General features: G+C 40.2%; 27 protein-coding genes. 18 read left to right on the top strand and 9 right to left on the bottom strand.

Features of this window, described 5'->3' with window-relative positions; all coding sequences use genetic code 11:
* The 14 genes from DW58_RS04420 to DW58_RS21110 form a co-directional block, all read left to right on the top strand.
* The coding region (locus DW58_RS04420) for a SprT family zinc-dependent metalloprotease (protein WP_035894714.1) at positions 1 to 566 on the top strand (566 nt) is incomplete at its 5' end.
* Between the two features lies 1 nt (position 567).
* The gene (locus tag DW58_RS04415; RefSeq protein ID WP_024549110.1) at positions 568 to 1,137 is read left to right on the top strand and encodes a hypothetical protein; all 570 of its coding nucleotides are present in this window, start codon (positions 568 to 570) and stop codon (positions 1,135 to 1,137) included.
* A 292-nt stretch (positions 1,138 to 1,429) separates the two neighbouring features.
* Entirely contained in the window at positions 1,430 to 1,771 is a 342-nt protein-coding gene (locus DW58_RS19935) for a hypothetical protein (RefSeq protein WP_006878598.1), read from the top strand.
* Between the two features lie 21 nt (positions 1,772 to 1,792).
* Positions 1,793 to 2,008 (top strand): hypothetical protein, encoded by a 216-nt coding sequence (locus DW58_RS04410; protein ID WP_006878597.1) that lies wholly within the window; start codon positions 1,793 to 1,795, stop codon positions 2,006 to 2,008.
* A complete protein-coding gene (locus DW58_RS04405) occupies positions 2,008 to 2,508 on the top strand; it encodes a thermonuclease family protein (protein WP_021545887.1) in 501 nt (166 codons plus the stop codon). The genes DW58_RS04410 and DW58_RS04405 overlap by 1 nt, the downstream gene beginning before the upstream one ends.
* Positions 2,509 to 2,513: 5 nt before the next feature.
* On the top strand, positions 2,514 to 2,822 hold the full coding sequence (locus DW58_RS04400) for a hypothetical protein (RefSeq protein ID WP_021545888.1): 309 nt from the start codon (positions 2,514 to 2,516) through the stop codon (positions 2,820 to 2,822).
* Between the two features lie 125 nt (positions 2,823 to 2,947).
* Positions 2,948 to 3,235: a hypothetical protein gene (locus DW58_RS19930; protein WP_006878586.1), complete on the top strand. Its 288-nt coding sequence runs from the start codon at positions 2,948 to 2,950 to the stop codon at positions 3,233 to 3,235.
* A 210-nt stretch (positions 3,236 to 3,445) separates the two neighbouring features.
* A complete protein-coding gene (locus tag DW58_RS19925) occupies positions 3,446 to 3,904 on the top strand; it encodes a hypothetical protein (RefSeq protein WP_006878584.1) in 459 nt (152 codons plus the stop codon).
* Positions 3,892 to 4,107, top strand: coding sequence for a hypothetical protein (locus DW58_RS04395; RefSeq protein ID WP_021545889.1), 216 nt, complete (start codon positions 3,892 to 3,894; stop codon positions 4,105 to 4,107). The genes DW58_RS19925 and DW58_RS04395 overlap by 13 nt, the downstream gene beginning before the upstream one ends.
* A complete protein-coding gene (locus DW58_RS04390; protein WP_021545890.1) occupies positions 4,108 to 4,311 on the top strand; it encodes an Hha/YmoA family nucleoid-associated regulatory protein in 204 nt (67 codons plus the stop codon). It begins immediately after the preceding gene.
* A 15-nt stretch (positions 4,312 to 4,326) separates the two neighbouring features.
* On the top strand, positions 4,327 to 4,596 hold the full coding sequence (locus DW58_RS20610; protein ID WP_021545891.1) for a hypothetical protein: 270 nt from the start codon (positions 4,327 to 4,329) through the stop codon (positions 4,594 to 4,596).
* Positions 4,586 to 4,816 (top strand): hypothetical protein, encoded by a 231-nt coding sequence (locus tag DW58_RS20605; RefSeq protein WP_021545892.1) that lies wholly within the window; start codon positions 4,586 to 4,588, stop codon positions 4,814 to 4,816. Before DW58_RS20610 ends, DW58_RS20605 begins: the two co-directional genes overlap by 11 nt.
* Before the next feature lie 434 nt (positions 4,817 to 5,250).
* On the top strand, positions 5,251 to 5,412 hold the full coding sequence (locus DW58_RS21175) for a hypothetical protein (RefSeq protein WP_006878580.1): 162 nt from the start codon (positions 5,251 to 5,253) through the stop codon (positions 5,410 to 5,412).
* A gap of 3 nt (positions 5,413 to 5,415) precedes the next feature.
* Positions 5,416 to 5,553, top strand: a complete 138-nt coding sequence (locus DW58_RS21110) for a hypothetical protein (RefSeq protein ID WP_021545893.1) — start codon at positions 5,416 to 5,418, stop codon at positions 5,551 to 5,553.
* Between the two features lie 390 nt (positions 5,554 to 5,943).
* Here the strand turns inward: DW58_RS21110 and DW58_RS04380 are convergent, their stop codons facing one another.
* Positions 5,944 to 9,549 (bottom strand): LPD7 domain-containing protein, encoded by a 3,606-nt coding sequence (locus tag DW58_RS04380; protein WP_006882067.1) that lies wholly within the window; start codon positions 9,547 to 9,549, stop codon positions 5,944 to 5,946.
* On the bottom strand, positions 9,530 to 9,919 hold the full coding sequence (locus tag DW58_RS04375; RefSeq protein ID WP_006882066.1) for a ribbon-helix-helix domain-containing protein: 390 nt from the start codon (positions 9,917 to 9,919) through the stop codon (positions 9,530 to 9,532). The genes DW58_RS04380 and DW58_RS04375 overlap by 20 nt, the downstream gene beginning before the upstream one ends.
* A gap of 356 nt (positions 9,920 to 10,275) precedes the next feature.
* Here DW58_RS04375 and DW58_RS19920 point away from each other — a divergent pair, with 356 nt between their 5' ends.
* From DW58_RS19920 to DW58_RS04360, 4 genes are read left to right on the top strand one after another with little or no spacing between them, the layout of a single operon-like run.
* On the top strand, positions 10,276 to 10,698 hold the full coding sequence (locus DW58_RS19920) for a hypothetical protein (protein ID WP_071789256.1): 423 nt from the start codon (positions 10,276 to 10,278) through the stop codon (positions 10,696 to 10,698).
* Positions 10,691 to 11,497, top strand: a complete 807-nt coding sequence (locus DW58_RS04370) for a P-loop NTPase family protein (protein ID WP_051195557.1) — start codon at positions 10,691 to 10,693, stop codon at positions 11,495 to 11,497. The genes DW58_RS19920 and DW58_RS04370 overlap by 8 nt, the downstream gene beginning before the upstream one ends.
* Positions 11,498 to 11,545: 48 nt before the next feature.
* Positions 11,546 to 12,103, top strand: a complete 558-nt coding sequence (locus DW58_RS04365; RefSeq protein ID WP_024549107.1) for a hypothetical protein — start codon at positions 11,546 to 11,548, stop codon at positions 12,101 to 12,103.
* Positions 12,104 to 12,135: 32 nt separating this feature from the next.
* Positions 12,136 to 12,489 (top strand): hypothetical protein, encoded by a 354-nt coding sequence (locus tag DW58_RS04360; protein ID WP_021545899.1) that lies wholly within the window; start codon positions 12,136 to 12,138, stop codon positions 12,487 to 12,489.
* 22 nt (positions 12,490 to 12,511) lie between these two features.
* Here DW58_RS04360 and DW58_RS19915 read toward each other — a convergent pair whose 3' ends face one another.
* The 7 genes from DW58_RS19915 to DW58_RS04335 form a co-directional block, all read right to left on the bottom strand.
* The gene (locus DW58_RS19915) at positions 12,512 to 12,787 is read right to left on the bottom strand and encodes a hypothetical protein (protein WP_071789255.1); all 276 of its coding nucleotides are present in this window, start codon (positions 12,785 to 12,787) and stop codon (positions 12,512 to 12,514) included.
* Between the two features lie 61 nt (positions 12,788 to 12,848).
* Entirely contained in the window at positions 12,849 to 13,547 is a 699-nt protein-coding gene (locus DW58_RS04355) for a hypothetical protein (protein ID WP_024549106.1), read from the bottom strand.
* A 43-nt stretch (positions 13,548 to 13,590) separates the two neighbouring features.
* Positions 13,591 to 14,571 carry a ParB/RepB/Spo0J family partition protein gene (locus DW58_RS04350; RefSeq protein WP_000246370.1) on the bottom strand — a complete coding sequence of 327 codons (981 nt, stop codon included), beginning with the start codon at positions 14,569 to 14,571 and terminating at the stop codon, positions 13,591 to 13,593.
* 137 nt (positions 14,572 to 14,708) lie between these two features.
* On the bottom strand, positions 14,709 to 15,014 hold the full coding sequence (locus tag DW58_RS19910) for a hypothetical protein (RefSeq protein WP_235047711.1): 306 nt from the start codon (positions 15,012 to 15,014) through the stop codon (positions 14,709 to 14,711).
* A 119-nt stretch (positions 15,015 to 15,133) separates the two neighbouring features.
* Positions 15,134 to 15,289, bottom strand: a complete 156-nt coding sequence (locus DW58_RS21170) for a hypothetical protein (RefSeq protein WP_001015890.1) — start codon at positions 15,287 to 15,289, stop codon at positions 15,134 to 15,136.
* Positions 15,290 to 15,516: 227 nt separating this feature from the next.
* Positions 15,517 to 15,774 (bottom strand): DUF1190 domain-containing protein, encoded by a 258-nt coding sequence (locus DW58_RS04340; protein WP_006882049.1) that lies wholly within the window; start codon positions 15,772 to 15,774, stop codon positions 15,517 to 15,519.
* A gap of 96 nt (positions 15,775 to 15,870) precedes the next feature.
* Positions 15,871 to 16,452 carry a hypothetical protein gene (locus tag DW58_RS04335; RefSeq protein ID WP_006882046.1) on the bottom strand — a complete coding sequence of 194 codons (582 nt, stop codon included), beginning with the start codon at positions 16,450 to 16,452 and terminating at the stop codon, positions 15,871 to 15,873.
* Between the last annotated feature and the right edge of the window lie 25 nt (positions 16,453 to 16,477).

Raw genomic sequence — 16,477 nt, 5'->3', positions numbered from 1 at the left:
TCTCTACGCTTTGTCATGAAATGGTTCACGTATGGCAGCATTACACGCCAGGCGTAAAGCAGTGCAGGGGCGGGGATCATGATCGGGTTTGGGGCAAGAAGATGGAAGAAGTAGGTTTGATGCCGTCTAATACGGGAATGCCTGGCGGGAAAAAGACGGGTCAGCAAATGACTCATTACATTATTCGCGGTGGGCGCTTTCAGACCGCAGTTTATGACCTGCTTAAAAATGGCTTTTCGATCTCCTGGTATGATAAGTGGTCTGAGGGTGCTGTAATCCCTTCAAAGGCCAATCTCGATATTCTTGATGATTGGCTTAAGGTAACAGACAAAAACGATAAGGAGCTTATCAGCAAACTTACTGAGACAGTAAGCAAAGGCAAGGCTGCAATTATTGATGGCAATGATGATGCTAATGCAGGGATAATGATTAAACCCCCTATAAAGGGCGCTACAGGCCGTGCGACGTTCTGCTGCCCTGAGTGCGGTTTGAAAGCGTGGGCGAAACCTAGCGCTAACCTGATGTGCGGTGATTGTGAAGTTGATTTGATTGTTGAGGGGAATTGATATGAGAAATAAATTAAAATATAAATTGCTGCATATTAAATTATTAGAAGTTTTATTAAGTTGGGCTGTGATACTCGCAAGCTGCTATTACTCAATTGCTTCTTTGTTTGGTGTTTTTAATCCTATCATGTGGCTTTCGGCCTCTATTCTTGATTCGTTGACAGGAAAGAAAGGCTCTTTCCCTCAATCAATTCATGAGTATAGTTCGTGGTGGGATAGGTTAGAGTTGTCGTTTCCTGAAATAATGCAGTTTTTTATGGCTGGTTTGTTCTTATGTGTAATTGTATTCGCTACATTTCATGCAACGGTTAATATAGCTGCTTATATCTCTGAACTCTTAGAGCGGAATTATATTAAATATATTTTTGGCGCTCGTTTTTTACGCTTGTATGAGAAAATGCAAAAGCGCAAAGGTAAAGTTATTGCTCGGCAGAATAAAAAAATATGCGAAAAGGATGATCTAAATGATGCAACTTTTGAGCATTATAAAAAGTGGAAAACCTTCTATAAAAGTGACCTGAGCTTTGATGAGTGGAAAAACAAAGTCCTGAATATCAATTCAAAGAGTTGAAGAAGTAGATAAGGCGCTGCGGCTGATTGGTGCAGCGCCAGCCAGATAGATAATACTTACATATCAACAACTTAGGGCGCATAATCATTGTTATGTTAAATCAGTGCCAAACGGCACTGATTTAACCCTACCCTCTGAACAGATCTGAGTATGTGCCTGTTGCGTTTGTGTGCCTAATGGCACTTTTTTTTGTTCGTTGCTATTGCATATTAGGCGCTTTGAGCCTAATATGCAATTAACGGGTAGCGTGTACCAGCGCCCTTCCTTTTAAATTAGCGGAGCGATTATTACCATGAAGCTTAATAAAACCAGCCTGGTATCTTTAATGCTTTTCACTTTTGCGACTCATGCCGCCCCGCTGCCGCTAACCTATTACTTCAAAGATAGCGATTCAGCTAACATTTCGCTGGATGAACCAGCTACAGGTTGCGTTATGACGGGGATTCTTGTCCATCCTGTAAATAAACCAGAAACAAAGGTTATTTGGTTTAATCAAAAAACATGCCGTAATAAACAGTATGAGGTTAGCTTTATCAGTAATGAAATTAAAGCCCCTGATAACATCATTCATAAAGGTGAAACAGTAAAAGTTACCCCTGCGAACGTACAAATAGTAAATCTACACTCACTTTAATGGTGTAAGGGTTGGTTAATAATGGCGGCTAATACAGGTATGCTTACAATTGATTTTAAGAGCTTTGCAGAATCCATTAAAATAACTGAAGGTGAGTTAGCTTATCTTCTTGAACATGAGCAGGTCTATAAAGGCATTCCCTTACCTAAACCAATCTCTGTAGGCTGGAACAAGAAACGAAAATTTCATTTCAAAGATGTTTCTGCATTTCTTGACCAACTTAATAAGGTGAAATAATGAAACGGAAGTTAGCTTATTGGATCATTGTTGTATGTTTCCTCCCTTCCCTCTCGCTGGCTGCAACTGTGACACGCATCCTCGATGGCGATACGTTAGAGGTTACAGAGGATAATAAAACTCTACGTGTTCGTCTGATCGATATTGATGCCCCTGAGAAAAAGCAGCCATACGGCCAGAAAGCAAAACAGTTCCTAACCGACTTTGTGAGAGGTGCAGACGCGGTAGCGGTCAGAGGCATGGGAACAGATCGCTATGGTAGAACGCTGGCGCAAGTGTACGTTAAGAAGTGTGATAGTGAATGCTCGTCGTACCTGGTCAATGCGGAAATGGTTAAAAATGGCTATGCGTGGGCGTATCGTTACCATAACGTACCATCCAGTAAAGCGATGGAGCGCGAGGAAAATGAAGCGCGTAAGAACCGGCTTGGCCTGTGGCGCGAGAATGAAGCAATCGAACCGTGGAAATGGCGACATTTGCATAATCAACATAAGGAGTAATGACTATGGCAAACCTTAGCGTTAATCAGGAGCGATTTAGAGAGCTTGTAAGCAAATACCCTACCCTGTACAGCCTTTGGGATTGGGAAGGTCGAGAGATTCGGCTAGAGGCGTTTAAACGCGCCCTGACAGTGTTAAGTAGCGGAGAGTACATAATGGCTGTTTTCTTTGCGCGTGTATGGTTGGGGAAAGATGAAGAAAATAGTTACAACATACTTAATGCTTCTTTTGATTTCGTACATGCGGCTAAGGTGCTTGATAATAAAAGTTTGCTGCTTATTTCCAACTTTTTTAAAGATCCGTTTTGGCCTTAAAAGGTTAGTAGGTACAAAAAATAATAAATACCCTTGCATATTAGGCGCAAAACGCCTAATATAGTTCCTGCGGGGGCGACAGAAAGCCACTCGTTCCGAGAAGGCTAAGCCCTCTAAGGAAACGAATGAAACTTTCTGATGTTGCAACCATTAAGACGAATTTTCCTGATGCTGATTTTTGGATAATTCGTCGAGGCTCTTTAAAAACCGTTGGCGAACCCTCCTACACTTTCAACCCTGAAAGTATAGGAGTTAAGGTAACAAGGCAGGATCTGGTTCTTTCACGTTACCTTTATTACTGCTTCCTTCACTTGCATCAATCAAAGGTATGGGAACCAGTAGCAACGGGATCACTTAGCCTGGTTAACATCAAGGTTTCTGACGTTAAAAACATCGTCCTGGAACCGCGCTAAACAAAGGAGGGGGTTAGCCCCCTACCTTTATAAAAGAGATTAATTTTATGCCGCTTGTTGAAAGTAAACGATTGTTGACAAAAAACCTTATTGTCTTTGCCGTTTTGCTAACTAAGTTAGTTGAGGACTAATCGACACTATAAAGAATTTATATTAGTTATAATTCTTTTATTTTATTTTCACTGAAAGACGGGTTTTAAGAGGTCAAGCATGAAAACCGGAATAAAAATAGATCTCCCTTCTATTAAATTGCAGCGTATGGAGATCTTTAAACAGGGGATTGAGCAATCAATTTTAGCTTTGCAATCAAATGCTGCGGCTGCGCCCTACCCTAAAGCAAAAGCCGTTGATTATTCTACCCTGGATGAACGGTATTTTTTGACGGTAGAACAAGGCTGGATTGCACCGCCACATTCTCTCGTTAATGCGTGGTTTGAACAGTTTAAATCTACCTTCCCTGAATATGGTTCGGATAGCAGCCTTGCCGTTTTATTAGGAATTCATTCAAACGGTGCAAGCCGACGCATCAGAGAGTACAGGAACGGAGAAAAACACATTCCTTACGGAATCTGGCGTAAGTTCCTTGTCATCACTGGCCGAGCACCACAAGAAATCATTCCGGTTTTTGGTGTGTTTGATACAGAAGGAAATGATATATGTTCGGAGTGATTTTTAACGTAACCTGCGGCGTGATATTCATGGTTATAAGCCTGATTGCTGGGGCTGGACTCGTTTTTTATAGTGATGAGTATACACAACCGCAGTTATGGAATATGGCGGGTTTAAGCATCGCTTTCGCCTTTGCGTGGATGTGGGCTTTTAAACAGGCAAACGAAGCATGGTACATCTATAAATCTGGAAAAAATAACTAAATGGATAAGTTAGATTTCTTATTTAAATTTCGGCGCGCAAACACTGATGAAACGCTTGAAAAAATGGTTGAGCATATGGAATTAAAAGTCAGTCAAATTGATTATACAGCATTTCAATCAGCGGCAGATCATAGACGTGCAGAATTGGCCTGTAAAAAGAATTTTGATAAAGTGCCAAAATCAGCTTGGAAATTTGTTAAATAATTACCGGAGAGTCGTATGTCTGATAATATGGATAAACCAAAAAAAACTGTTGAACTAGAAGATATTAAAAGGGATGCTTTTTATTTTTTGGTATTTGTTTGTGTTTTTTTTATGTCCATAACTAGTTTTACCTCATCAAGTGACACTTTTTTAATTCAGGTTTTGAGGGGTATATGTTACTTTATTCTCATATTTCTAATTGCGAGTTATGGATCAAGATTGATTGAAAGTGTATTAATTTATTTTAAAGATAATTATTGCATAGGGGTAAAAGATGAAAAATAAGATTACAATTGATAACTTAAGATGGGATTTTGCTAAATTCATTTTTGGATTTTGCACTTTCCTTTTTATATTGCCTAGCTTGTGCAACAATACTCCTGTAAGTGAAGTTTGGTACTTTGGGAGAGGGATAGGCATGATATTATTAATTTTCGCAAATACGGTTAACGGTTCTATTTTCTTGGGTAAATTACTTAGCTATCTTGAACAAAAAAAACAATAAAAGCCCCCGAAGGGGCTTTTACTTTATTTCTTTTTGCTTTTAAGCACCTTCACAAGTGGAGTTATGGCTGTAATAAGAGTGGCGATAGCGAGGATGATTTGAGGAAGGTTTTTAATTAGTTCGATGATCATTTTCCTGACCTTTCAATTTAAGGAGGGTTGCCGTTTCCGACATAGAAATTATCCTATTTTTAACCCTCCCTTACCAATTGAAATTTTAGATCTCCAGCTCCTATACGATTGAAATTATTTATAAGCTCTCGGTATGCCCTGCCCCTAACGGATGAAGGTATTGCTAAGGGCAAACTATTTGCAAACACTTAAAAAACGAACCACAAACACAAAGCAAACAAAAAGCAAACAAAAAAGCTTGCAAATGTGCCATATGGCACTATACTAATCATTAGTTCCATACGGCACTTTTGAGGTGATCACATGCAAGCTAAATCTCAACGTAAGATTATTCAGGAAACCAGTCAGCGATTTAATACTTTAGTACAGGCAGGTGCTAAAAACGAAATTGCTTATAACTTCTACCTTGCTTCCCTGCGTCTTGATTTAAAAGCCGCTAATCGTCAACAAAATCAAAAGGTGTGAAATATGAAAACTAAATCATTTTTTGATCGTGATGCAATAGCTATTAAATCAGAAGATAAAAAACGCCGTCGTCAGAACGTAAAGAAAGCGAGAATGGTTAGAACCGTTAACAAGCGAGGGGGCTGGTTATCGGAATACTAATTATAATAAATATAAAGGGCTTTATATGAAGCCCTTTTTGTTGTATTTTGTAGCATGTTGTATATACGTTAGAAATGATGTAGAAAAAGATATTCCCTCTTTTTTTTAAATCGAACCGCACCGCAAGCCGTGCTGAGGCGTACCGCAGCGAAGCGAGGAACGAACAGCGCGGCTGAGGAGCGGATAATACGCCAAAATAATTGACGGAATCAGGCGCGTGAGGCTCACGCGGTCGCAGCTGGCCAGCTCGCCGGCGTTCAGTGCCTTTTCTTTAAAAGCAGTCACTTAGCATTCCCGCCCCGCGATAACACACGTTCAGTTATTTTGATCATAAATTACCTCCCTGCCCTGCGACACAAAAAACCCGCCTCTAAGGGCGGGTTATCATGGTTAACGATCAAAGGATATTTTGGGCTGTTGTGATGGTTTGGCTTGGTCTTGCGTATGCTTTTCCCGTTGCGGGGTTGATGCCTGGAAAGGTTTAGGCGTAAACGCATCGTTATACGCTTTACCATCCCCGCCTAAAAGGAAGTCTTTAGGCAGCTTGGAAGCCACGATAACCATTTCTTTAGCTTTTGCCTGTTCACTACTGCTGCCGTTCTTAGCGAACGCCTCAAGCACATTTTCACGCGCTTCTTTAGCCGTTGCGATTTTATCCTTAAGATAGTCCAGCACTTCGGCCTTATGCTCTCTGGCTGTCTCTGAGTTACCTGATTTCACGTACTGATCATGGCGTATCAATTCCTTAGAAAGTTCCATTTCAGCTTTACGAATATCGCGGTCAACCTGTGCAGTTGGCGAGTTGTGAGCATCGCTGAAATAGCTCATGGTAGATATGCCTTTTTCCTCCAGTGCTTTTTTTATACTGGATACAACCGCCATTTCTTTTTCATACTGCTCGATGTTGCCGCCCTGCTCCGGTTTGTGGATCTCTTTCATTGGTTGTCCATTGACTATTACGCGATAGGAGGTTGAGTCATTTTCCATCGCTTCAAACTCAACACGAATATCCTTGTTGACGCTACGCCCATTTTCGTTAATGGTTACAGCCGGAATACTAACCTCTCCTTCCGCATAACCTTGTTCAAGCTGCTGCGGTGTGAACTGGCTAAGTTCCTCATTAGCAAGCAATGGCATTCTGATAACGTCAGGATCGGTCTGGGCGATTTCTGAGGCCGTTTGAATGTAAATATCCATAGGAAGGTCATTAACAAGAATTTTAGTCCTGTTGCTTTCCTGGTCATACATGGTTGTTACATGAAGCTCAAGACCAGTAGCCGAACGCGACAATTCAGGTTTAGTTGCGATCTGCTCGATAAGCTCACCAACACTCTTATCGGGGGATGTTTTGGCATTCTCCGCAAGCTCCTTAAAAGAGATATTTCTTTCTGAAAGCGTAACAGCAAGCTCTCTTACGCTATCTCTTGAAAGCTCATTGTAAGGTAGATCCCTTGCCTTAAAGCCGGTTAACGTAAGCTCTGACTGCGCCTCTCGTTCCTGCTGCGGCTTGCTCGAACTTGCGCCGCTGCTGTTGGCCTGTTCCTGAGTTGCGCCGCTACGTTCTGCTCGTTCCTGGGCGAACTGCTGTTTGAGTTCTTCAAAACGCTCCTGATATTTTTTAGGTCTGAACTCAACCTCAAGCCCGCGCTCGGCTGCTATTTCAATAGCCTTTTCCTTAAAGCCTGGCATACCTGTAAGCTGAATTTTCCCTTTATACTTTTCTGCGGCAAGTTCAAGACCTAACGCAATTTTATCTTTATCGCTAATCAGCGTTGGAAACTCAATTTTATCTCCCTTATCTATAAACGCAGTGCCTAACAGTGAAGTTTTATATTTAACATCACCATTATCCTGTTTAGATGGTGTTAAATCATTTAATGCGAGGCGTTTTTTCTGCCGCTCATTAAATTCTTCATTTTGATTGATCTCGTTATAATGGCGTTTAAGATTGATACCATATTCAGGTTCAAACGGGCTGAAAGCATTTTTTTCAGCAGCACCGCCAATAACGTCTGATAAACGTCCCATATAATTACCCCCTTCTCTATTCTGAATGTAATTTGAGATTAAAAACTCGGTTTCTACTTTTTCGAAACGAGAAAGTAGATTTCTTTGTACATACTGATACTGCCTAACCTCCTTATCATGCTTCAATTTGTTAAAGATAGCGACTGAAAGAGCCGCTTTTCTTTCTGCATAACTCATTTTTCTACTGAATATTTCAGCACGTTCCTTAAAGTATGATTGCTTGGTTTCATAACGCATAACCTTACAATTATAGTTTAGTTCCTTTCTTAACTCTTTAATTTTTCCGAAATATTCAGGACGATAATTCTGATTAAACTCTTGCCATGCTTCTTTAGGAAGTTTTATCTTGGCCTTAGCCATTTCATTATTAAGTTGCTCGTCATACGACTGACGAAGATAAGATTTCGCCTCATTCCATGTAAATTTCATTTCCTTAGTAAGAAAATCTGAAACATTCAGATTTAATTTACCTGCGCTAATCCTGTCCGAACCATCTTTTGCTTTTTTAACGGTATACTGATTTATATCAATACCGTGAGTATTTGACAGGCGATTAAGCAAGTGCTGACCAGAAAGTAACTGGCGAATGTTTTTGAACTCTGCCAGTTCGCTTTCAGTAGCAACTGTTTTCTTTTCAATATGCGCTGTAGCAATTGAACCTGTTACGCTTTCTACTCTACGGGGATCTCGTGCGCTCCATCGCAATCCGTTATGTTCATATTCTTGCTGCCGCCCGTCTGCCACACTACTGATCTGAACTTCTCGCAAAAGCACACGGCTTTGTTTGGCTTGGCTGCTGTTATACTCCCGCTCTCGTCCTGAGTGTTCATATCCGTCGAGGTCAGAAACCAGTTCGCGTGGTAACACTTCTGGCAAGCCAAAGGTAGTGTTGGCAATATGCTTATGTCCACGGTTTTGATTACCTGGCTCTTTATTGCTTTTTTCTCTATTGGCTCGTCGTCCAGAACTTTCAGTATGCTCATACAACCCCCTTTCTCTATTTAATATAATTTCACGCTTTTCTTCGGCACTGGCGGCGCGGTAAGCATGTTGGACTTTCTTTGATGCTTTATTGATATACTTAATTTCTTTACTGACACGGTTTTGCCATTCATCAACCAGTGTATCAACCTGTTTTAATGAAAGCTTAGGTTTCTCTAACCGTCGTTCCTCAATATACTGCCGCTGAAAGAGCGGAGATTTTAAGTTAATATAATTTAATTCTGTACTGGTCTTGATAGCCAAATACTCATTAGCCGTTCCTTTATTGCGAATCCTCACTTCGCTATATTTATTTTGCAACTCCTTAATGAAGGCATCATAATTCTTGATTTCTTTATCATTAATTATTGCAAAAACCTCTTTTTTAACGTCAGTCCTGAATCCTTTAAAGGTATCAGCTTTTACCCTAGATAAAATCTGCGCCTGATTATCATCAGTTACACGTACAAAATCTTTTGGGCTTTCAAGGTTAAATTTCTGGTTCAATTTTTCCTGTATGGCATCATGATACCGTTCATGATGTTTATAAAGCCCAACCGGATCTAACGCGCCGCCAGTAAGAAGGTTTTGTTTAGGAATAACAATATGTACGTGAGGCTTACGCTCTTTTTCCTCGCCTGTAGCCCTGTCGGTAATACTCTTGATTTTAGGTAGATGGGCTTCGGCATAAAAGTTTACTTCATCATCTTTATACGCCGCGAGGAACATTGATTTATACTCTTTCACAACCTGCTCAAGAGTTTCTACAGCTACTTCATTTTCACGAAAGCTAATAGTGATATGTAAATATCTGTCCTGGTTCTTATCAGGAATGGCGTTGATAATATTCTCTGTAAGTGCCAAATTCCCCTCAAGACATACTCTCATATCCAGTTCGTCACGATTAAAGGCACGGCCTTGCTTCTGCCCTTCACGCAGATATTCAGCTATTCCAGCATTACCACCCCTAACCCTTACGATTGCCATTTTCAAGCCCCATTTCTAATAACTTTTCAATACCTTGTAAAACTTTAATCCCCGATAACATAGCTTCTTCACTGATTATCTTAGCCGCAAAAGCGGAATTAATTTTTTTAGCTATCTGGTTAATATTATTGCTGGCTTTGTTATAATAAAAAATGAGTTTACTGTAATCAGGATTTTTTACTTTCTTTTGCGGGGCGTTAATAACAACGCCGCCGCCATTTGTTTTTGTTTTGATAATGGCGCGAAGAAGTTCAGAGCGGCTTAGGTTCGCATCTTTACACATTGCATCATACATAGCAGCTTCAGATTCAGGAACTCTGAGGCTCAATACTACGGTACTTTTGTTTCTTTTGGTTTCGTTCTCTTGCATGACTCGTAGAGGCTCCTGTTCTGGCGCTGTTAGCCTTGTTCGTAGAACTAGGCGGCATCAGGGGATTCAAAGGGGATTTCCCCCTTTGGCACGGCGATTATATACTAGGTGAAACCTAGTGTATACATCGCTAACGTGCCTCGATGTTTCTTTTGAACTATGTAGGTAAACAATAGACGGACACCTAAAAAACATCAAGCAAACACTATGCAAACATTCAGCAAACAAAAAAGCAGTGGTGGTGAACTAATAGCAAACAATGTGCAAACATAAGACAAACAGAAAGCAAACAAAAAAGGCTTGCGTATAGTTTATGATTGTGTATATTAGGTACTGGTTAGCTCAAGGGTGAAAACATGACAACAAGTAAAGGTTTATTGACATTTAAATCATTCAGCGATACGCCCTTTGCTAGAAGTAACAGCGTTATCATAAGTCAGTTGATAGATGAAATTGATGAGCTGATACATAAAGGATGTTCGCGTGAATTGATTTATAAAAGTCTGACATCTGAACCCTATAATCTGGTAGTTACATACCAATCTTTCGTTACTCTGCTATCCAGAGCCAGGGCGAAGAAAAGAAAAAACCCGCTTAGCAGTGATGGGGGTGAATATCAGAATCCGCGTGCAGTAGTTACTACTCCGCAAAATTCAGGTGGGGCAGAGCTACCTAAAGGCGCAAAAATTTTCAAAAAGATGAATAGTGATGCTCCGAAGTTTGAGCAGAATCCAAATCCTAGTTTAGATGAATTATTGAAGGGGAATAACAATGGCTAAAGAAGTTGCAAAAGAAAATGATGCTCAACTGCATCCAGTAGCAGCATTTATCACAAACAGCATTAACGTAGTTATGACGGGTAAGGGTGGTGTTGGTAAATCTTACGTTGCTCAAACGCTGAGTCAGTATTTCCTTCACTATAAGCGCATCGCTACAAGTACAAGCGATTCAGATCCGGTTAATGCCTCGACTTTCCGTATTAAAGCGCTCAATCCTGAGTTCATCAAAATCATGGAAAATAATACTATTCTCCAATCTAATTTTGACCAGGTAATTGAGAGCTTCGTAGCAAATGAGGAAATAACTTTCGTCCTCGATACGGGAGCCTCTACCTACGTTCCTTTGATGCAATATTTTTATGATAACGATCTGGTTGATTTCTTCTCGTCGCTTGGTCGTCCTGTATTCCTTCATACAATTATTATGGCTGGTCAAGAACTGCCTGATACGCTCAATGGTTTTAAATCCCTTTGTGAAATGGTTAAGGGTACAAACGTTAAAGTTGTCGCATGGATTAATGAGTTAAAAGGCACTCCGATTGTTGATGTTAAAGGTGTTAGCACACCATTAATCGAAACGCCGTTCTTTGAAAACTTCACTGATAGTCTCGGTGGTATTGTTGTCATTGAAGATCGCAAGAGCGATGCTTTTACCGCAGATATTAAAGCGCTTACATCTAAAAACTTGACACTTGAAGAAGCAAAACAAAGCAGCGAATTTAATATTATGCAAAAAACGCGCCTCAACAAAGTATATAAGGCCGTTTATGATCAGTTAGATGAAATCTATACTGCTTAAATTTTTAAATAAGCCTGATTTTATCAGGCTTTATTTATAGGGGGCGTTATGAGTGAAGATGGAAAAAGGTTAACAAGTGTTGAGATTCCTGATGGACTTCTCAAACAAGCAAATCGCACTGAAAAAGATCAGGAGTTGATAACTAAGCTCAAGCATATGTACATTGAAAAAGGGATAAAAATTACTGATGATGATCCCCTTATCGCTATATTACTCGGTCAGGATGTTTTACTAAACATCTATGACACTCAGTTATCAGAACGTATTAACAATCGTTTTAACACTCTTGAAACGGCTTTAAACTCGTTTCCTGTTCGTGTAAGTGATCAGCTTAATGAACGTGCGGAAAATTTTCTTAACCTGGTCGATAAGGTAGATAATCAGGTTGAGCAACATCTCAAAAGCGAACTTAAAGGTTTTCAGGAAAATGTCCGTGATTATGCTCAATCGACTGAAAACCGCTTAAAATCAATCAAGGTTGATGGAAGCGCCAGTAAAAGTGAAAGTATCAGTTACACCAAAGTTTTTGGTGTAAGCTTTATCGCCTCTGCGTTCGCTGTAGCGGTCGTACTGGCAGCCTTTTACTATGGATTCCTTGTTAGGTAAACTGGTTCCTTTACAGGCTTAAGAGGTGCTTCATGAGCAAACTGACTGATAATTTAGACCTGGCTGATTTCGGGAATACTCCGCAACGTGCCGCTAAAACGCTGCAAGCAGCTACTGAGATCGGCGCTAAGAACGAGTTAACTGCACAAGAAATGGATATTCTTATTGAAGCCGACTATTACAAAAAAAATGGTAAATTTAAATCATCTAGTGAAATCATCAAAATCAGATTGGATGAAATATTTTCTGTAATGGGATTCGTTGCTGAATCTTCTTTGCGCTGGAAATCAATCATGGAAGATGAAACCGCAAAACAGGATTTTATTAACACTTACAGAAAGGGCGTTGCAGGGTTAATACAGCGAGAGTGGTTTGGGAAGAAGTGAGTTATACTAGATATAATGCCCCTTACGGGGCTTTTTTATATTCATTACTTGCCTGTTTCATCTTTGAACATAAAGCATCACTTAGGGCAATGCGATATATCACATCCATTTCTGTAGAACGAATACCATTAGCTCTATTATCATAGTTTCTAACTATGCTAAGGAATTCTTCACCTACACCTTCTTTTACTGCCTTTTTGTATATTTTCCTGCACTGCCTTTTACTTAAGACATGATTTATGAGTTTCAATGCTATCGCCGTTAATATTGTTAATAATAAAACCGTTGCATACTTCATTTTATGTTTCCCGTTTTAATTTATATCTCTAATACCATAAATTGTATTGTACAATGCAATTTTAGTAACGCTTAGTTATTAATAGCCGCACAAAGTACAAAGCGCCGATAGTGATCCCCCTGGGTATAGCTATCTGCGTCACTATTTCTCTGACACTCAAATTTAAAGAAAGCTTTGGTAATGGTTGGCCTGTAAAAACTTCATGCAGTGTCGGCAAAATGCCAGCCGCAACACCCAACTGAGCCAGTATGATAGCGAATACCAGTATATTTAATGATATGTGTTTTAGCGGCCTAGCAGCGATTCTAAGCCATTTACCATTATTAGCAGTGTCAACCCTTAGCTTTTTGTTTACGCCCGTTATGGCATACTCTGAGGCCGCAGAAAGGCGTTCGTATCCTACCAGTATTTGATTTAGGTCTGCGTAGGTAAAATTGCCCGTTTCTCTGGTGCGCATGATTACATCTTGAGCAATCGGGTGATCGGCATCAATAATAAGGCTGAGATCGCGGCTATCCAGGTGCATCCGGCTTAACCGTGATTTGCTGTATCTCTTTACGGCTGCTGCGCCAACGGCAAAAAGCCCTAAGTAAGAAAGCAACGGATAAGTTACATAGTCACTTTTTACAAACCAAAAGATAGCGCCAGGCATCAACACCGCCATGATACCAACAAGAACGAGAGCGCCGGTGATTGTGTTCTTCCTGTTCTGAACGTCAATCATGCCCCTGAACCTTTTAAGATAATCATTGTTATTCATACCCGCCTCCAGACGAAAGAGGGGGCTTAAGCCCCCTTTATCCTTACTTACCTTTAATTTCCGCTTCTATCTCTTTTTGCAGGGCAATGATTGCCTCGTACTGATCTTTGGTGAGGTTAAGCTGATAACCACTATCAGTTTCAACGGCCTCGAACCCAAAAATGAGATTTACAAGGCTGTCAGAGATTGATTTTGTGATGCTTTTCTTTGACTTGGTAGCCCCTTTATCAGTGCCGCCTTTTGGTAAATCTGTACCTGATTCACCACCACTGCTAGCCGCTGGAGCAGCATTCGTAACGTCCTGAACGTTGTTATCGGGTGAATTTTGGTCGTTTTCCTTTGGTAAAACTGTACCTGATTCACCATTATCATCATTTGGTAAATCTGTACCTGATACATTTTCTGGCGCATCGGGTTTCTTGCGGCGCGTTTCTTCATAAAGGGTTTGTGCTGCCGTGAAAGACAACTCACCACTTTGTACTTTAGCAAGCAGATCCGAAGGCCATTTTCTTACTGCTGTGAGGTACTTATAAACATGTGGTACAGATTTACCAGCACGTTCCGCGATCTCCTGAACGGACAGCCCTTTATCGGTGTTATAGCGTTCGTACAGCACGGCCATTTCAATCGGGGTATGGTTACGCGCGGAGTTAGAGGTAAGCTGATCATCATCTTCAACAACATCAACATACTCAATATCCACACCAAAAAGCTCTTTAGCCAGGGCGATAGCACGGTAACGGTGTTCACCGTTATTTACCCAAATTTTTCCGTCCTCCACGATTACTGAGAGAGCTGGTACTTTGATGTTGTGCGCATAGCTGTAAGCAAGCCCCTTGATGTAATCCTTAACTTCCTCGCTGTTCCAGTATTCATCCTGTGAAAGATAAATGCCGCGCACGTTATGACCAGGCTTAATGTTAAGTTCGGAATAAAGCACTTTGTAACTATCTGCTCGCTTGATAACGCCTTTTTCGGCAACGCTGCGTAATTTGCTCAAGCTATCAATATTGGTAGTAGCCATTTTCAACCCCTTCATTAAGTAACCGTGTGATTGTCTAACTGCTTTCTATACATACTATTATAGTGCCATATGGCACTTTTGCAACTACTATTTATATTAAATATAAAAAAACCTGCCGAAGCAGGTCAGGGGGCGGGTTAGCTGAAACATTCAGCTACCTGCGGTTTCATGTCCTGAGCCACGAACGCCAGAACTGAGCGAAGATGTTTTTCATCACGGATAAAGGCGGGGATTTCCTCACGGGTTGCATCACTGAGCCAGATGTTGCCTCTATAAGAAAAAGATCCATCGTCATTAGCAAACAGGCTAAACATTGGTTCGCTACTGTCATCATCAACGCATACCCAAATAAATGGTTGTTTATTTTCATCGCAAAAATCAGAGTCTAAAAATAACTGGCGAGCTTTAGCGTAATTCTGAGTTGTTTTAGTAACGATATTCATAAAATCACCTTTGCTATTCATGTTTACCTGAGAACAAAATAATTATAGTGCCATATGGCACTTTTAGCAATGGTATTTTATATTAAATATAAAAAATCCCTGCCAAGCAGGGATATAATTTACTTAATGTTGTTTTTAATACTTCTTTGCACATCCTCTGCTGTTAGATTATCTTTCCTTGCTGCTACCTCTACTGTTTCTTTTAATTGCGCTGGCGTTAATGGCTTATTGCTGTAAGAAAAAATACGATTCAAATACTGCTCTAAGTGATTCATTAGTTTATCCTCGCTCCAGTTAACTAACTAAATATAGTATAGTGCCAAACGGCACTAATGACAAGATAATTATAGTAAATATAAAGTTTGTTTTTATATGCTGATATATTAAATGCGATGGGGGAGGGGAGGGGGAGAAAAATCTAAAAGCAACTCCTTCACTGCTAAGCCTGTTTTGACTTTAAAAAAAACCCGCCATGTCTGACGGGCTTATAAATAATTTAGGATCAATGATCAAAGCTGAATTCTTTTTTGAAGTTCTCTTTTTTATCAGCAGCCTTATCTTTTTCCTTCATACCCTGAACCTCATAGATTGCGTCACAATCTTTTGCTTCGCTGGAACCCGTTTTACAAAGCGCTAAGCCTTTATGATAAGCACCTGCATTTTCAGCTTTCATATAGAAATCAATTTTTTCTTGTTTATCATCACAACCAGAAAGCATAAACGCTGATACCAGTAGAGTAACTAAAGTAACCTTATTCATAATACCCCCTAAAATTTTCTTATCGTCCCGCCAGTGACGCTATATGTTATGTGGCTTACTGTCAATCAGAGCGCCGCCACTATCGCCCTGATCTAGCTACTTTCGCGGGATAACAGCCCCTATATGCCGTGGCTGTACTTCCTCACCTCTCGCTATGGCTGTTCGAACATGGTTTAAGTCACGCGCCCGTTCTATATCATCAAGAGAATTATAAATTGCAGACGAGTAAAGCTTTACATCATCCATTACGAACGCCATTAAAGGCTTTTCTTTTTCAAGTGATGGATGGGTGATTATCGTCATACCCTCAAGAGTTTTCACTTGTTTCTCTAAATCATTCGTAACTTTTTTATAATAGTCGATAATCTCATTGGTACTCATGCTGTTGAATCTGTCCATTTTTGGATCATGAGCATACAGTGATTCATTTTCTAAATGTTGGCAAAGGTAATTACATAAACCATCAACCTTTGTTAGAGCTTTGGTATTTGACGTGACAGTATCTAATACCTTTACTTGATCTTCTTCTGAATACCAGTCTAAGGCGCGGTCAAATAATGCCGCTCCTGTATCTCTAACATCCTGAACAACTCTAACAACTTTTGCTAACTGAATCTTTATATCAAAATGATTATAAGTGTAGGCTTCTTTATCTGCATCATATGTTGAATCAGCCATACCCCCCCCTTATATTTTTCCCGCA

The organism is Siccibacter turicensis LMG 23730 (assembly GCF_000463155.2).
Lineage (GTDB): Bacteria > Pseudomonadota > Gammaproteobacteria > Enterobacterales > Enterobacteriaceae > Siccibacter > Siccibacter turicensis.
The sequence above is the reverse complement of the archived record's forward strand: the minus strand, read 5'-3'. Positions and strand labels throughout refer to the sequence as shown.

What these genes read in the sequence shown, in the direction of transcription:
- DW58_RS04360 (WP_021545899.1), top strand. Translation starts at nt 12,136, where the DNA reads ATGAGCAAACTGACTGATAATTTAGACCTGGCTGATTTCGGGAATACT.
- DW58_RS19925 (WP_006878584.1), top strand. Translation starts at nt 3,446, where the DNA reads ATGAAAACCGGAATAAAAATAGATCTCCCTTCTATTAAATTGCAGCGT.
- DW58_RS19915 (WP_071789255.1), bottom strand. Translation starts at nt 12,787, where the DNA reads ATGAAGTATGCAACGGTTTTATTATTAACAATATTAACGGCGATAGCA.
- DW58_RS19930 (WP_006878586.1), top strand. Translation starts at nt 2,948, where the DNA reads ATGAAACTTTCTGATGTTGCAACCATTAAGACGAATTTTCCTGATGCT.
- DW58_RS21170 (WP_001015890.1), bottom strand. Translation starts at nt 15,289, where the DNA reads ATGAATCACTTAGAGCAGTATTTGAATCGTATTTTTTCTTACAGCAAT.
- DW58_RS04350 (WP_000246370.1), bottom strand. Translation starts at nt 14,571, where the DNA reads ATGGCTACTACCAATATTGATAGCTTGAGCAAATTACGCAGCGTTGCC.
- DW58_RS04375 (WP_006882066.1), bottom strand. Translation starts at nt 9,919, where the DNA reads ATGCAAGAGAACGAAACCAAAAGAAACAAAAGTACCGTAGTATTGAGC.
- DW58_RS19910 (WP_235047711.1), bottom strand. Translation starts at nt 15,014, where the DNA reads ATGAATATCGTTACTAAAACAACTCAGAATTACGCTAAAGCTCGCCAG.
- DW58_RS21175 (WP_006878580.1), top strand. Translation starts at nt 5,251, where the DNA reads ATGCAAGCTAAATCTCAACGTAAGATTATTCAGGAAACCAGTCAGCGA.
- DW58_RS20610 (WP_021545891.1), top strand. Translation starts at nt 4,327, where the DNA reads ATGTCTGATAATATGGATAAACCAAAAAAAACTGTTGAACTAGAAGAT.
- DW58_RS04415 (WP_024549110.1), top strand. Translation starts at nt 568, where the DNA reads ATGAGAAATAAATTAAAATATAAATTGCTGCATATTAAATTATTAGAA.
- DW58_RS04390 (WP_021545890.1), top strand. Translation starts at nt 4,108, where the DNA reads ATGGATAAGTTAGATTTCTTATTTAAATTTCGGCGCGCAAACACTGAT.
- DW58_RS04410 (WP_006878597.1), top strand. Translation starts at nt 1,793, where the DNA reads ATGGCGGCTAATACAGGTATGCTTACAATTGATTTTAAGAGCTTTGCA.
- DW58_RS04395 (WP_021545889.1), top strand. Translation starts at nt 3,892, where the DNA reads ATGTTCGGAGTGATTTTTAACGTAACCTGCGGCGTGATATTCATGGTT.
- DW58_RS04335 (WP_006882046.1), bottom strand. Translation starts at nt 16,452, where the DNA reads ATGGCTGATTCAACATATGATGCAGATAAAGAAGCCTACACTTATAAT.
- DW58_RS19920 (WP_071789256.1), top strand. Translation starts at nt 10,276, where the DNA reads ATGACAACAAGTAAAGGTTTATTGACATTTAAATCATTCAGCGATACG.
- DW58_RS04355 (WP_024549106.1), bottom strand. Translation starts at nt 13,547, where the DNA reads ATGAATAACAATGATTATCTTAAAAGGTTCAGGGGCATGATTGACGTT.
- DW58_RS19935 (WP_006878598.1), top strand. Translation starts at nt 1,430, where the DNA reads ATGAAGCTTAATAAAACCAGCCTGGTATCTTTAATGCTTTTCACTTTT.
- DW58_RS04400 (WP_021545888.1), top strand. Translation starts at nt 2,514, where the DNA reads ATGGCAAACCTTAGCGTTAATCAGGAGCGATTTAGAGAGCTTGTAAGC.
- DW58_RS04365 (WP_024549107.1), top strand. Translation starts at nt 11,546, where the DNA reads ATGAGTGAAGATGGAAAAAGGTTAACAAGTGTTGAGATTCCTGATGGA.
- DW58_RS04370 (WP_051195557.1), top strand. Translation starts at nt 10,691, where the DNA reads ATGGCTAAAGAAGTTGCAAAAGAAAATGATGCTCAACTGCATCCAGTA.
- DW58_RS20605 (WP_021545892.1), top strand. Translation starts at nt 4,586, where the DNA reads ATGAAAAATAAGATTACAATTGATAACTTAAGATGGGATTTTGCTAAA.
- DW58_RS04340 (WP_006882049.1), bottom strand. Translation starts at nt 15,774, where the DNA reads ATGAATAAGGTTACTTTAGTTACTCTACTGGTATCAGCGTTTATGCTT.
- DW58_RS04380 (WP_006882067.1), bottom strand. Translation starts at nt 9,549, where the DNA reads ATGGCAATCGTAAGGGTTAGGGGTGGTAATGCTGGAATAGCTGAATAT.
- DW58_RS04405 (WP_021545887.1), top strand. Translation starts at nt 2,008, where the DNA reads ATGAAACGGAAGTTAGCTTATTGGATCATTGTTGTATGTTTCCTCCCT.
- DW58_RS21110 (WP_021545893.1), top strand. Translation starts at nt 5,416, where the DNA reads ATGAAAACTAAATCATTTTTTGATCGTGATGCAATAGCTATTAAATCA.